Origin of the sequence: Cellvibrio sp. ARAG 10.3 (assembly GCF_051846955.1) — a bacterium.
GTDB lineage: Bacteria > Pseudomonadota > Gammaproteobacteria > Pseudomonadales > Cellvibrionaceae > Cellvibrio.
This window is the reverse complement of record NZ_JBPYCU010000019.1, coordinates 12,185-24,750: the sequence shown is the minus strand read 5'-3', so window position 1 is coordinate 24,750 and position 12,566 is coordinate 12,185. Positions and strand designations below refer to the sequence as shown.

Below are 12,566 nucleotides of genomic sequence, written 5' to 3'. Positions count from 1 at the left end.
AATCCATAAAATCTGTGCAATAAAAAACCCCGACCGACAGTCGGGGTTTTTTATTGCACACTTCAGGACCAATGGCAGCCGGTCGATTGTTGCGCTTTAGTAATTCGTAATACCGGAGGATGTACAGCTGGCCCAGTTTCCAATACATATAGATCCGGCATTTCTCAACCGGCTGTTGGTGATCCGCGCCTCACTGTTTGGGCTGTCGCTACGGAAGATACCTTCACCCATATTGGAAATCTGACAACGATCTACACTCACCACTGTCCTGAATGTGGTCCCGCCATTCTGCCGCAAAAATTTACCCATGTTATCGACAACACAGTTGGAGACATTCAAAGTCGATGCAGCATTCACTTGAATAAATTTATCTTCCCCGTTGTAACCGGAGATATTGCGCACATTCACCGTGCCGGATGATTTGATGGTCATCGCATCCTCACCGACGTTGGTCCAGCGAATATTTTCCAGGGTGCCGCCGTTATAAACGTGAATACCATCAACACCGTTATTGCCGATGATGACATTACGCAAGGTCGCACCATTCTCAACACGGAATGCAGGTTGTTGGCTTTCGCTTTGTCCACCATCACCCAAAGCAGATGTGGGATTGAATGTTCGGCAACCACCATCGTAAGTGCCACTGGTTACACGGATCGTGGAAGACACCGACGTGCTGCCAGTGGAGTTACAGGTTGCACCCGTGATACTGCCGTTATTACCACCGCCATTGGTAGACACCGGATTGAAACGCCATAACTGGCTGGCGCCGCCCCAATATGTCCAGAGACGGATATCGCCGCCATCAGCCGCATTAAATTCAAATACCTCCAACGCTTTGGCAGAAAAACGCGAGGTAATCGCAAAGGTATTATTACCCACATTGTCGATGGCCCAATGCTGGTTTTGGCCATTCAACCAGGTCCACTGACGCGCATCGGCGCCATCATTGCTATTCCATTCATATACATCGATTGACTTACCACTGTGCGCAGCACGAATTGAATAGTAGCCATTACCGAGGTTGGTAACATCCCACTGCTGATTAGTTCCGCCACCGTAAGTCCACTGAATAATGTTGGCGCCGTCATCCTGACTCCGGTTACTCACGTCCATTGCTTTACCGCTAAATTGGTTGATGATGACGTAGCGCCCATTAGCAATCTGAGCGAAAGATGGCGAGGCCAGGATGGCCAGCGCGGCGAACAACAGGGCTTTATTGCAAAACGTTTTAATTGACATACACATTCTCCATGGTTTGATTTTTATAATGTGCGGAAATAGTTGATACAGCCCGGCTTAAGACGCCATCAAATACTTAACGCAGGGGTTTGCTGCCATTGAACCTGGGGAGAATGTTAACAAGAAAAAATCGCAGTTCTGTAATAATATATTATAAATGTGACGATGTTTTGCGGGTTATTGCGGATCGCAATTACTCCGCTTGTAAAAATCCAATCATTTATATATCAGTTGAAAAAGAAGGGACTTTTGTTACAGAAGTGGAGATCACAATAACCGGAGCGAGGCTCCGGTTATTGTGGGTCATATGCAGTGCCAGTGCGTTGTCGGCCCGCTGTGTATAGTTTTTTATTATCAAAACCATGCGCTTATTCAATTAGCCCTATCATCGTCAACTCCTTAATCTGTGCCCGTCAAATCAATTCCCCCACAGAAATCAGGAGTATCTCTATGACGACAATTAATTCCGAAATCAAACCCTTTAGCGCTCAGGCTTATCACCAAGGCAAATTCGTTCACCTGACCGAAGCGGATCTGAAGGGTAAATGGTCAGTGGTATTTTTCTATCCCGCTGACTTCACTTTCGTGTGTCCCACCGAACTGGGTGACCTGGCTGACAACTATGCCGAGTTCCAAAAAATGGGCGTGGAAATTTATTCCGTGTCCACCGACACCCACTTTACCCACAAAGCCTGGCACGACAGCTCCGAAACCATCGGCAAGATTCAGTACCCGATGATCGGCGACCCGACTGGCACAATCACGCGCAACTTCGGTGTGATGATTGAAGCAGAAGGTCTGGCGGATCGCGGCACCTTTGTGATCGATCCGGAGGGCAAGATTCAGATTATTGAAATCAATGCTGGCGGTATCGGCCGCGACGCATCTGAATTGCTGCGCAAAGTAAAAGCCGCTCAGTATGTTGCTGCTCACCCCGGTGAAGTGTGCCCGGCCAAGTGGAAAGAAGGTGATGCGACTTTGGCTCCGTCACTGGATCTGGTTGGTAAAATCTAAATCATTCTTTGAAAAAACGTTACACGGAACTGCAACACAATTGCACTTGAAAAAAGCCCGCCCACAAAGCGGGCTTCAAAAAAATTAAACGGAGATCACCATGCTCGACTCGACAATTAAAGGCCAGCTGAAAGCGTATCTGGAAAAACTGCAACGCCCGATTGAACTGGTTGCTACCACTGACGCCAGTGCCAAAAGCCAGGAATTGCTGAGCCTGTTGGACGATATCGCCACCTTGTCCGATAAAGTCAGCGTTCGCAAAGAAGGTGATGCCGCGTACAAACCTTCCTTCAGTGTCGGCGCGCCAGGTGAAGCCGGGCGTATTCATTTCGCCGGTATTCCGATGGGCCACGAATTTACCTCGCTGGTGCTTGCGTTATTGCACAGCGGAGGCCATCCGCCAAAAGCGGATGCCAAGGTCATCAAGCAAATTAAAGCAATCGATGGCCAATTTCATTTTGAAGTCTTTGTTTCGCTGTCCTGCCACAACTGTCCTGACGTGGTGCAGGCAGTGAATTTGATGGCGGCGTTAAATCCCAACATCACGGCCACGATGATCGACGGCGCCTTGTTCCAGAGCGAAGTGGATAAACATCAAATTATGGCCGTGCCTACCGTGTTTGTGAATGGCGAACACTTTGGCCAGGGCCGTATGACCGTGGAAGAAATTCTTGCCAAGGTTGATACCGGCGCAGCCGAACGCGAAGCCAAAGCGCTCAGCGAAAAACCCGCTTACGATGTGTTGGTTGTCGGCGGTGGCCCTGCTGGTGCAGCTGCAGCGATTTACGCCGCGCGCAAAGGCATTCGCACCGGTGTGGTAGCTGAACGCTTCGGCGGGCAAGTGCTCGATACCCTCGCTATCGAAAACTTTATCTCAGTCAAAGAAACCGAGGGGCCGAAATTAGCTTCGGCGTTAGAGCAACACGTTAAAGACTACGACGTGGATATTGTGAACCTGCAACGCGCCGAACAATTAATCCCCGGCGAGATGATTGAAGTCAAACTGGCCAGCGGTGCCAGCTTGAAAAGTAAAAGCGTGATCCTTGCCACCGGTGCGCGCTGGAGAGAAATGAACGTCCCGGGTGAACAAGAATACCGCGGCAAAGGTGTGGCCTACTGCCCGCACTGCGACGGCCCCCTGTTTAAAGGTAAACGTGTCGCGGTGATTGGCGGCGGCAACTCCGGTGTAGAGGCTGCTATTGATCTGGCCGGTATCGTTGCCCATGTCACGCTGATTGAATTCGATTCAAAACTGCGTGCCGATGCAGTGCTGCAACGCAAATTAACCAGCCTGCCTAACGTCACTGTTATTACCGAAGCCTTGACCACGGAAGTACTGGGCGATGGCCAAAAGGTTAACGCGCTGACTTACAAAAATCGCAAAACCGATGAGATTGTGAAAGTCGAACTGGAGGGTATTTTTGTGCAGATCGGCTTGTTACCGAATACCGATTGGCTAAAGGGTACATTGCAATTGAGCAATCGTGGCGAGATTGAAATTGATGCACGCGGTCAGGCTTCAGTGCCCGGTGTGTTTGCTGCGGGTGACTGCACCACCACGCCGTACAAGCAAATAATTGTTGCCATGGGTGCCGGTGCGACAGCTTCGCTGGGTGCGTTTGATCATTTAATCAGGAGCAGTGCGCCGGCTTAACATGCATTTAACGAAGCGCAATTGCAAATCATTATCAAAGTAACCTAGAATCTCACTTTCATAATTATCACCATCTATGGTTACATTTGGGTTGCCAACAAAGGAAGATGTTTCATGTACAAACGTTATGCGATTCCCTTCGCCTTCGCTTTACTCCCCTCACTCGTCCATGCCGAAGACCGCACTTTTGAGCGCGTCGTGATTATCGGAACCCAGGAGGATGCCCAGTCGCTCGCGGGCTCCGGGGCCGTCGTGGATGCCAAACAAATGAAAACGGAAGTCATCACGGATGTTAACCAGGCATTGAAAACTGTGCCGGGGGTTTACATTCGGGAAGAAGATGGCTTTGGTCTGCGCCCCAATATCGGCATCCGGGGAGCCACAGGAGAACGTAGCGCCAACATCACCCTGATGGAAGATGGTGTGATGACTGCACCGGCACCCTACGGCGATCCGGCAGCTTATTACTTTCCAACGACGGCGCGCATGAGTTCGATTGAAGTATTAAAAGGCGCCCCCCTCCTCCGTTATGGTCCACAGACCACCGGCGGTGTGATCAATATGGTTTCCACCCCTATCCCCACCACTAACAGCGGCCAGGCGACTTTTAGCTTCGGCTCTCACGGCGCAGAAGATCTGCATGTGAATTATGGCGGACGCGAGGGACAATGGTCCTGGTTATTGGAAACCGTGCAACGTAACAACGACGGCTTTAAAGATATCGACCGCAGCCACCGCGATAGCGGATTTGATATTTCCGACTATGTGGTAAAGCTCGGTTGGGAGTCGACTGATAAAACCCACTCTCTGCTGTTGAAAGCACAGCACTCTGAAGAAACGTCTGACGAAACCTACCTGGGTCTTACTGATCGTGATTTTGCCCGCGATCCGAATCGTCGTTACGGAGTCTCCAGCATCGATCAAATGACCAATGATCACACGGGGGTTAGCCTGGTTCATACCTTCGTTTTAAATGACAGCATCACAGCAACCACCCGGCTCTATCACAATGACTTTGCGCGCGACTGGTTCAAACTGGATGGTGCCGGAAGCCTGATCAATGCGGCCAACAATGGTGATGCCAACGCACAAGGCATTCTGGATGGTGCGATTGATACCACAGGACTACGCTATAAACACAACAACCGCGAATATTTTTCCCAAGGCATTGATTTTAATCTGGACATTGATCTGGGATTGCATTTACTCAGCGTAGGCGCGCGCGCCCATGAAGACGAAGTAGATCGGTTTCAACCCGTTGAGGTGTTTAATCAGGTTAATGGATCCCTGGTGTTCAATAACATCATCCAGCCGGGCAGTGGTGACAATCGGATTGGTTCTGCGGAAGCACTCACATTTTGGATTCAGGATAATTGGCAAATCACCGAACAACTGAACGCCAATATTAACCTTCGCTATGAAGATGTTGACAATAAAGAAGTCAGATACACCGACCTTGACCGTACCCTGGTGAATCGCACCACAGCCAGTGATACGCGTGAATGGTTACCCGGCGTCTCACTGACTTATGATATCAACGAGCATTGGCAAGTATTGGCCGGTGTCCACAAGGGTTTTACGCCGCTGGGCGCCAGCGGGCTACCTAACGAAGATCCGGAAACCAGCACCAACTGGGAGACCGGCGTACGTTACCGGACAGGCGCCAGCTTTGCCGAAGTAGTAGCCTTCTATAGCGATTTTTCCAATAAAGTGGAGCACTGCTCTGTTGGCACTCCTTGCAGTAACGGCGAAACCTCCGGCTCATTCAAAACCGGCGAGGCTGTTATCGCTGGACTCGAATACCAATTGGGTACTGAATTCCGCACTGGCAATTTCACCCTGCCGCTGACGCTTTCCTATACATACACCCAAGCAGAAATCAGTACCGATAATGACACTGCCGGTGTGCGGGATGGCGACGAGTTGAAGGATGTACCGGAAAATACGTTTAGCGCGCGCTTCGGTGTTGAACACACCAGTGGATGGAATCAGTATCTGGTCGCAAAATATCTGGATGAAACCTGCGTGGCCATAGGTTGCAATCGCCTGAACAGCCCACGCGGTACAACCGACTCTCTATTTGTTGTCGACGTCATCAGTCGCTATCCGCTCAGTAAAACCGCGAATGTTTTTTTGAAAATTGAAAATATATTTGATGAGCAGAAGATAGTCTCACGCGATCCCGATGGTGCACGTCCAAACAAGCCACTGAGTGCTTCTTTAGGTATAACAGTAGGATTCTGATCAATCCATCCAAAACGGTTTTGCTTGGGTCATGCCAGGCAAAACCGTTTTAACGTTTAAACCCTTTCCCCACCACATACACCTCACGCGAGCGCGGGCGGGAAGCATCGGGTTTGCGGATAACCACTTTTTCAAACGAGGTGCGCACGTCTTTCACGTAATCATCGTAACCTTCACCGTGAAAAACCTTGGCGACAAAGTTGGCTTTAGGTTTCAATACCTGTCGCGCCATATCCAGCGCCAGTTCGACCAGATACATGGACGCTGCCTGATCTGCAGCATCGACGCCGCTGATATTGGGCGCCATATCGGAAATCACCAGGTCCGCATGGGCGCCGCCCAGCTTTTCCATGATCTGTTCAAATACCGCATCTTCAGTAAAATCACCCTGAATAAAATCTACATGCTCCAGCGAATCCATCGGCAGGATGTCGGACGCAATTACCCGCCCTTTAACACCAACCAGACGCCCGGCAATTTGCGACCAGCTGCCCGGTGCAGAACCGAGATCCACCACCAGCATGCCGGGACGAATCAGCTTATCTTTTTCGTTTAACTCCAGCAGTTTATAGGCGGCGCGGGCGCGATAACCATCGACCTGGGCTTTTTTGACGTAGGGATCGTTGACGTGCTCTTCGAGCCAGCGGTTGCTGCTTTTGGATCGGGCCATGGGAAAACCAATGTGACAAAACGGAGGTTGAACAGGGTGGCAAGCATAGCAGGTCGGCGCGCATTCTCAAAAAGCCCCATGGGCAGAACTGACAGGGCCGCACAAGCCGGGTAGAATCCGCAGCTTTCACCTACCCTTTGCCGGAGACACCGGCCAGGAACCGCTTATGATTCGCATTACTGAACTATCCCTGCCGCTAGATCACCCTGCTGATGCATTGCGCAAGGCCATCCTGGGGCGTCTGAAAATCAACGATGCCGACTTGCTGGACTTCACCGTATTCAAGCGCAGCTACGATGCGCGCAAAAAAAACAGTGAGATTACCTTTGTCTATATCATCGACCTGAACGTAAAAGACGAAGCGCGGATCCTGCAACGTTTTGCCAAAGACAATCACGTAAGACCTGCGCCGGATACACGCTATTATCCCGTTGCAGAAGCCCCGGCTGACCTAAGCGAACGGCCCCTGGTTATCGGCTTTGGGCCTTGCGGTTTATTTGCGGCCTTGACCCTCGCCCAAATGGGTTTTAAACCCATTGTGCTGGAGCGCGGCAAAAATGTTCGCGCACGCACCAAGGATACCTGGGCGTTATGGCGTAAAAAAATTCTCACACCGGAATCCAATGTGCAATTCGGTGAGGGCGGTGCGGGTTTGTTTTCCGACGGAAAACTCTACAGTCAAATTAAAGATCCCAAATTTTATGGTCGTAAGGTGATGCACGAATTTGTGCGCGCCGGTGCGCCGGAAGAAATTCTGTACGTTAGTAAGCCGCACATCGGTACCTTTCGCTTAACCGGTGTGGTGTCCACCATGCGCGAGGAAATTAAAGCACTGGGCGGCGAGGTACGCTTTGAAAGTAAGGTCGCGGATTTTCTGATTGAAGATGGCCGCATGGCTGGCGTGGTGTTGGCCAATGGCGAAACCTTGCGCAGCCGCTATGTGATTCTCGCGCTCGGCCACAGTTCGCGCGATACATTCCGGATGCTGCATCAACGCGGCGTCTTCATTGAAGCCAAACCTTTTGCGATCGGGTTTCGCATTGAACACCCACAATCACAAATTGATCAGGCGCGGCTCGGTAAATATGCGGGCCATCCGGAATTGGGCGCGGCGGATTATAAGTTGGTGTATCACGCAAAAAATGGCCGCGCGGTCTACAGCTTTTGTATGTGTCCCGGCGGTACTGTGGTAGCGGCAACCTCGGAACCCCAGCGGGTGGTCACCAATGGTATGAGCCAATATTCGCGTAACGAGCGCAACGCGAATGCGGGTATTGTCGTGGGCATCAATCCCGAACAGGATTTTCCCGGTGGCCCGCTGGCCGGGGTTGAGCTGCAGGAACAATTGGAATCCCGCGCGTTTGCATTGGGTGGTGAAGATTATTGCGCGCCCGGCCAACTGGTGGGGGATTTTATTCGCGGCAAACGTTCGCACACCTTCGGCGAGGTTGAGCCATCCTACAAACCCGGCGTCCGCCTGGGCGACCTTGCACCCTCGCTCCCGGATTATGCCATCGAAGCCATTCGCGAAGCCCTCCCCGCTTTCGGCAAACAGATTCGCGGGTTTGATCGTGACGATGCCGTATTAACCGGTATCGAAACGCGCACTTCGTCACCCGTGCGTATTACGCGCGATCACGACACCTTACAAAGTCTTAATACCCGCGGCTTGTATCCAGCAGGCGAAGGGGCCGGTTATGCGGGGGGCATTCTCTCTGCCGGTGTCGATGGCATTAAAGTGGCTGAAGCGCTCGCCAAACAGATGCTGACTGATCGGGATTAACACCATGAAACTTGACGATATAAAAAAATTACAACAAAAAAAGTACCGCAATGAATTCCAGCATTTCCTGGTGGAAGGCGAACACCTGGTTTTGGAGTTACAAAAAGCGGCACAACATAACCCAGCGCTGCATCAGTCCGAATTATTAGTTACCGAAGCTTACGAAAAATGGGACAGCCCCTTCAAAACCACGCTGATCAATAGCAAACAACTGGCGCAAATTTCGGATACCAAAACTCCTCAGGGCATCATCGCTGTTGCGCCGTTCTTTTCGCTTACCGCAACGCCCGCGCGGGCGATTTATCTCCATGAAATCCAGGACCCTGGCAACCTGGGCACCATCTTACGCAGCCTCGCCTGGTTCGGCGGTTTTCGCTGTCTGTTAAGTCCGGGTTCCGTTGATCCTTACAATCCCAAAGTTGTACGCGCCAGCATGGGCGCTATTTTTCATGTGCCGCTGGAACTGGAAGTGGATATCCATTCGCTCAACACGCCGTTTCATCAGATTGCATACCTGGATATGCAAGGCAAACCCTTGCGCGACGACGCATTCAAACGCTGTGATTGTTACATCTTCGGCAATGAAGCGCGCGGTGTACCCCACAGTGATCTGGCGGCACTTAATGCCCAGGCATTCACCATTCCAGGAGGCGGTGCAATTGAATCCTTGAACCTGGCCAGCGCCGTAAACCTGTGCGTGTATGAATTAATGCGTTGATGTTGTTAGCTTCTATACTGTTTTTGTACTGACCCATCGAGGACCTACCCATGCTGATCAATTGTGTCGCCTATCAGGAAGGTAAAAAACTCAACAGCATTCCTGTGGAAGATATCAGCGAATATTTAAAGCAACCGGATTGCTTTGTCTGGGTTGCCTTAAAAGATGCTGAGCCAGAAGAACTGGAGCAGATGCAACATGAATTCCGGTTGCATGAACTGGCGGTGGAAGATGCCCATGCGGGCCATCAACGTCCCAAGATCGAAGAATATGGCGATTCACTTTTCGCGGTGATGCACACCCTTGAGTTGATCGAGGGCGAATTGAATCTCGGTGAGGTCGATATCTTTGTGGGCGAGAATTATGTGCTCTCCAATCGCAGCCGCTCGCACCAGGGTTTTCTCGGTGTGCGCGCCCGCTGCGAACGCGAACCGCACCACCTGGTGCAGGGACCGGCGTTTGTTTTTTATGCCTTGATGGATGCGGTCGTCGACCGCTATTTTCCCGTCGTCATCGCACTGGAAACCGAACTGGAAATTATTGAAGATCAAATCTTCACGGAAGGCTCGCAACGCGACAACATCCAGCGCCTGTATCAATTAAAACGCAAAGTCACCACGCTGAAACACGCGGTAGGCCCGTTGTTGGAAGCCGTAGGAAAACTGGATGGCGGTTGGGTCCCGCCGATAGTAGCCAACACCAAGCATTATTTCCGCGATGTGCAGGATCATCTTTATCGACTGAATACTTCTATCGATTCCATCCGCGAGACCATCAGCACCGCCATACAGGTTAGCCTGTCGATGGTCAGCATCGATGAAAATGAAGTAAACAAACGCCTCGCTGCCTGGGCAGCCATCTTCGCGGTGGCGACCGCTTTTGTGGGAGTTTGGGGCATGAATTTTGAACACATGCCGGAATTGCAATGGAAATATGGTTACCCAGCTTCGTTGTGTGTTGTCGCTGTAACCTGTGCGTATCTTTACTATCGATTTAAAAAGTCCGGCTGGTTATAAATATCGCCATTATTAGTGCAGCGAGGACAGAAACAATTAAGCCTAACGTAATGTGGGTTTTCGCACTAAAGCGATTATTTTTAGGAAAATACAGGGATATTCGGAACGGTAAATGGTCACAGATATGTAATCACATAAACTGTCATCGAAGGAGATTGACTATGAACAAAGATCAAGTAAAAGGTGCAGCTAAAGACGCAGCCGGTAAGGTTCAACGTGAAGCAGGAGAAGCTTTCGGCAGCGAAAAACATCAGGCTAAAGGTGCAGCCAAGCAAGCCGAAGGCAAAACCCAAAAAGCCTACGGTGATGTAAAAGAAGACATCAAAAAAGCTGCTAAAGGCCGCTAAACCAAAGTGTCTTTTGACACCATTTGAATCCAGGGAAGGTACGACGCGCAAAGGACTGTTGCGCTCATGCTTTGATTTTTACTGCCTGTTTTATTTTAATCGCCGTTGTCTCCTCCCCCCGGTTTCGTCTTCCTGCTGCGCTACTCCACACTGGTAATAACCGCGAGGCCGTCGCGCCGCTGTAAGGTCACGGTAAGTGCTGAACCGGCCGGTTTCTCAACAAGAAATGTGTCGGCCGTATTAACGAAGCGGGCGTGGTACGAGGTGCTGTGACTCGATTCCACCGCGCCACTGGCATCCAGACACCAAATAATGATTGCACCCACCTTATCCAATTGCACTTTGTAAGCCCCCGCGCATTCGTCCCCAGCCCGCGGACTGTATTGGTCGATCAAATATTGGGAACCCGGTTTGTGCCTGAGGTTACCTACTCCACCCTCTATCGCATAAGCCAAACGTGTTGCCGGGTCGGTAAAGCTGTCACAGCCTATGCCGGCAACGGCGGTAAAAAAGACCACTGCATTGATCAACTTTTTCATAAACAATCTGTTAACTCTCGGTTGTTGTCGCTGGCCAAGCATACTGAAAACGTGTTGGCCTTTTTATTGAATACTAGCAGGAAAATTATTGTTGGCTGATGAGACACCGTGCCGGATACTCTGAGCGCCACGGCGGCAATGCCAATGGTTATCACAAACCCCTTTCCCCTATGCCCGCTTTTTGGTAAAGTGCGCGGCATTCCTGCAAATACGAATATTTATCATTTAGATTAGTAATAGCTATCGCTCAGGACGGCCATGTCACACGCAGCTTCCACATCTGGCAGATCGCCCCGCCACCACCGCTGGCACTTGGCCGCACGGCTGCTCGCCGCGTTACTCGGCGGCTACGTCCTGGCGCGCGCCTGCGCCACATTACTGACGCCATTACTTCCCATGCCCCAGAGCGATGCGCTGATGACAGCCCTGCTGGCCAGCGGAGCAATCTACGCGGCCGCCGTACTCTGGGCGTTTTCGGTTAAATCGGTGGATAGAGCCATCTTTGGCCTTTTGGTACCGGCCCTACTCAGCGGCAGCTTTGCATTGGTGATGAAGCTCTCCGGGGTTGTAGGGACAGGGTTATGAGTAACGGAGCCGGGCGTGACAAATGGGCCTCATGGATCGCCTTCATCAGCGTCCTGGCGATCCATGCGGGCGCAATTGGTCTGGTGGTCTGGGCGCCCGCCCCCAAGACAGAAGAACTGGTTTTGCCGACGGTACAGGGCATCCTGATCCCAGCCCCACCAGCAGAAACCGTGCAAGCCCCCAGCGCCAAACCAACGCCACCGCCAGTGGAGCCACCGCCCCCGGCGCCGGAAAAACCCAAGCCCAAGCCGAAAAAACCGGAACCTAAACCCAAGCCAAAACCGGTGCCGCTACCCAAAGCGCCGCCGTCGGAAAAAGCCATTACGCAGGAAGAGTCATCACCCGAAGAAGACAGTGCGCCCCCACCGCCGGTTGCGACACCCACAGCAGAAGAAAACGACAGCATGGGTGCGCCGGTTACACCTCCACGGGAAGATGCACATCAACTTAATAACCCGCGCCCGGCCTACCCGGCGTTGTCGCGGCGACTGCGTGAACAAGGCGTCGTTTTATTAGAGATTTTGATTTTGCCGGACGGCACAGTAGGTGAAGTGAAAGTGAAAGAATCCAGTGGTTTTAAACGGCTGGATGACACAGCAGTAAAAGCGGTCAAGCAATGGAAATACACACCAGCAAAACGCGGTAACAAACCTATCGCTTATTGGTATTTGCAGCCGCTGGAATTTTCGTTGCGTTAAAACTCTCGCAACAAAGTGATGAGAGCAGCAGGGTGTTGGGTTGCAAGACCGTCGGA

12 protein-coding genes are annotated in these 12,566 nt (G+C 51.4%); 9 read left to right on the top strand and 3 right to left on the bottom strand.

What is annotated here, in order from left to right; translation table 11 throughout:
- Positions 1 to 96: 96 nt before the first annotated feature.
- Complete coding sequence (locus ACSV5M_RS18380) at positions 97 to 1,242, bottom strand: pectate lyase (protein WP_439177981.1); 1,146 nt, start codon at positions 1,240 to 1,242, stop codon at positions 97 to 99.
- A 450-nt stretch (positions 1,243 to 1,692) separates the two neighbouring features.
- Here ACSV5M_RS18380 and ahpC point away from each other — a divergent pair, with 450 nt between their 5' ends.
- From ahpC to ACSV5M_RS18365, 3 genes are all read left to right on the top strand, one after another.
- Positions 1,693 to 2,256, top strand: coding sequence for an alkyl hydroperoxide reductase subunit C (gene ahpC / locus ACSV5M_RS18375; protein ID WP_439177980.1), 564 nt, complete (start codon positions 1,693 to 1,695; stop codon positions 2,254 to 2,256).
- A 100-nt stretch (positions 2,257 to 2,356) separates the two neighbouring features.
- Positions 2,357 to 3,910, top strand: coding sequence for an alkyl hydroperoxide reductase subunit F (gene ahpF / locus ACSV5M_RS18370; protein WP_439177978.1), 1,554 nt, complete (start codon positions 2,357 to 2,359; stop codon positions 3,908 to 3,910).
- A 114-nt stretch (positions 3,911 to 4,024) separates the two neighbouring features.
- The gene (locus ACSV5M_RS18365; protein WP_439177976.1) at positions 4,025 to 6,154 is read left to right on the top strand and encodes a TonB-dependent receptor family protein; all 2,130 of its coding nucleotides are present in this window, start codon (positions 4,025 to 4,027) and stop codon (positions 6,152 to 6,154) included.
- 49 nt (positions 6,155 to 6,203) lie between these two features.
- Here the strand turns inward: ACSV5M_RS18365 and rlmE are convergent, their stop codons facing one another.
- Entirely contained in the window at positions 6,204 to 6,824 is a 621-nt protein-coding gene (gene rlmE / locus ACSV5M_RS18360; RefSeq protein WP_439177975.1) for a 23S rRNA (uridine(2552)-2'-O)-methyltransferase RlmE, read from the bottom strand.
- 166 nt (positions 6,825 to 6,990) lie between these two features.
- Here rlmE and ACSV5M_RS18355 point away from each other — a divergent pair, with 166 nt between their 5' ends.
- From ACSV5M_RS18355 to ACSV5M_RS18340, 4 genes are all read left to right on the top strand, one after another.
- Positions 6,991 to 8,607, top strand: a complete 1,617-nt coding sequence (locus ACSV5M_RS18355; protein ID WP_439177973.1) for an NAD(P)/FAD-dependent oxidoreductase — start codon at positions 6,991 to 6,993, stop codon at positions 8,605 to 8,607.
- A 4-nt stretch (positions 8,608 to 8,611) separates the two neighbouring features.
- Positions 8,612 to 9,325, top strand: coding sequence for a TrmH family RNA methyltransferase (locus tag ACSV5M_RS18350; protein WP_439177972.1), 714 nt, complete (start codon positions 8,612 to 8,614; stop codon positions 9,323 to 9,325).
- A gap of 50 nt (positions 9,326 to 9,375) precedes the next feature.
- Positions 9,376 to 10,341: a magnesium/cobalt transporter CorA gene (corA, locus tag ACSV5M_RS18345; protein WP_439177970.1), complete on the top strand. Its 966-nt coding sequence runs from the start codon at positions 9,376 to 9,378 to the stop codon at positions 10,339 to 10,341.
- A gap of 161 nt (positions 10,342 to 10,502) precedes the next feature.
- On the top strand, positions 10,503 to 10,688 hold the full coding sequence (locus tag ACSV5M_RS18340) for a CsbD family protein (RefSeq protein ID WP_439177968.1): 186 nt from the start codon (positions 10,503 to 10,505) through the stop codon (positions 10,686 to 10,688).
- Positions 10,689 to 10,828: 140 nt separating this feature from the next.
- On the opposite strand, the gene ACSV5M_RS18335 is transcribed toward ACSV5M_RS18340, so the two are convergent.
- Positions 10,829 to 11,227 (bottom strand): hypothetical protein, encoded by a 399-nt coding sequence (locus ACSV5M_RS18335; protein ID WP_439177967.1) that lies wholly within the window; start codon positions 11,225 to 11,227, stop codon positions 10,829 to 10,831.
- Positions 11,228 to 11,485: 258 nt separating this feature from the next.
- On the opposite strand from ACSV5M_RS18335, the gene ACSV5M_RS18330 reads away from it, so the two are divergent.
- Both ACSV5M_RS18330 and ACSV5M_RS18325 read left to right on the top strand, forming a co-directional pair.
- Positions 11,486 to 11,812 carry a DUF3649 domain-containing protein gene (locus ACSV5M_RS18330; RefSeq protein ID WP_439177965.1) on the top strand — a complete coding sequence of 109 codons (327 nt, stop codon included), beginning with the start codon at positions 11,486 to 11,488 and terminating at the stop codon, positions 11,810 to 11,812.
- Positions 11,809 to 12,510, top strand: coding sequence for an energy transducer TonB (locus tag ACSV5M_RS18325; protein ID WP_439177963.1), 702 nt, complete (start codon positions 11,809 to 11,811; stop codon positions 12,508 to 12,510). Before ACSV5M_RS18330 ends, ACSV5M_RS18325 begins: the two co-directional genes overlap by 4 nt.
- Positions 12,511 to 12,566: the final 56 nt, after the last annotated feature.

What these genes read in the sequence shown, in the direction of transcription:
- ACSV5M_RS18325 (WP_439177963.1), top strand. Translation starts at nt 11,809, where the DNA reads ATGAGTAACGGAGCCGGGCGTGACAAATGGGCCTCATGGATCGCCTTC.
- rlmE (WP_439177975.1), bottom strand. Translation starts at nt 6,824, where the DNA reads ATGGCCCGATCCAAAAGCAGCAACCGCTGGCTCGAAGAGCACGTCAAC.
- ACSV5M_RS18365 (WP_439177976.1), top strand. Translation starts at nt 4,025, where the DNA reads ATGTACAAACGTTATGCGATTCCCTTCGCCTTCGCTTTACTCCCCTCA.
- ACSV5M_RS18350 (WP_439177972.1), top strand. Translation starts at nt 8,612, where the DNA reads ATGAAACTTGACGATATAAAAAAATTACAACAAAAAAAGTACCGCAAT.
- ACSV5M_RS18380 (WP_439177981.1), bottom strand. Translation starts at nt 1,242, where the DNA reads ATGTCAATTAAAACGTTTTGCAATAAAGCCCTGTTGTTCGCCGCGCTG.
- ACSV5M_RS18340 (WP_439177968.1), top strand. Translation starts at nt 10,503, where the DNA reads ATGAACAAAGATCAAGTAAAAGGTGCAGCTAAAGACGCAGCCGGTAAG.
- ACSV5M_RS18330 (WP_439177965.1), top strand. Translation starts at nt 11,486, where the DNA reads ATGTCACACGCAGCTTCCACATCTGGCAGATCGCCCCGCCACCACCGC.
- ACSV5M_RS18355 (WP_439177973.1), top strand. Translation starts at nt 6,991, where the DNA reads ATGATTCGCATTACTGAACTATCCCTGCCGCTAGATCACCCTGCTGAT.
- ACSV5M_RS18335 (WP_439177967.1), bottom strand. Translation starts at nt 11,227, where the DNA reads ATGAAAAAGTTGATCAATGCAGTGGTCTTTTTTACCGCCGTTGCCGGC.
- ahpF (WP_439177978.1), top strand. Translation starts at nt 2,357, where the DNA reads ATGCTCGACTCGACAATTAAAGGCCAGCTGAAAGCGTATCTGGAAAAA.
- ahpC (WP_439177980.1), top strand. Translation starts at nt 1,693, where the DNA reads ATGACGACAATTAATTCCGAAATCAAACCCTTTAGCGCTCAGGCTTAT.
- corA (WP_439177970.1), top strand. Translation starts at nt 9,376, where the DNA reads ATGCTGATCAATTGTGTCGCCTATCAGGAAGGTAAAAAACTCAACAGC.